This window comes from Pseudomonas sp. rhizo25 (assembly GCF_031931935.1).
GTDB classification, from domain to species: domain Bacteria; phylum Pseudomonadota; class Gammaproteobacteria; order Pseudomonadales; family Pseudomonadaceae; genus Aquipseudomonas; species Aquipseudomonas synxantha.
The window spans coordinates 1-359 of the sequence record NZ_JAUJXA010000063.1 but is presented as its reverse complement, the minus strand read 5'-3'; the positions used below and the strand labels follow the sequence as shown (position 1 = coordinate 359).

Here is a 359-nt window from a genome sequence, read left to right as displayed (position 1 = left end):
GGCTCGTCATCCCCCGGAAACAGCGCCACCAAGCGTCCGGCTTCGTCGTACTGATAGGCCGTCACCGCGCCCAGCGGGTCTTGCTCGACGGTCAGTCGACCCTTGTCATCGTAGGATTTGAAATGCTGGGCGCCGTCCGGATCGATGCGTTGTACCAACCGCGCCCGTTCATCGTGGACATAAACTTCCTGGCTACCATCAGCGTTATGCACGGTGACACGGCCGTCATCCCCCCAGGCATAACGCGTGTCCATCTGCGAAAAACTCGCCCAATGCCGGACGCAACGCGCCGCCTTGCCGGAGCCTTCCCACGCCCAAAAGAAACTCGCCCCACCGGCCAACTGCCGCTCGACAATGAC

At 62.1% G+C, this 359-nt stretch carries 1 protein-coding gene; it reads right to left on the bottom strand.

The genetic code is table 11. From position 1 onward, the window contains the following. The coding region (locus QZR30_RS27945; RefSeq protein WP_311904790.1) for an RHS repeat domain-containing protein at window positions 1-359 on the bottom strand (359 nt) is incomplete at both ends.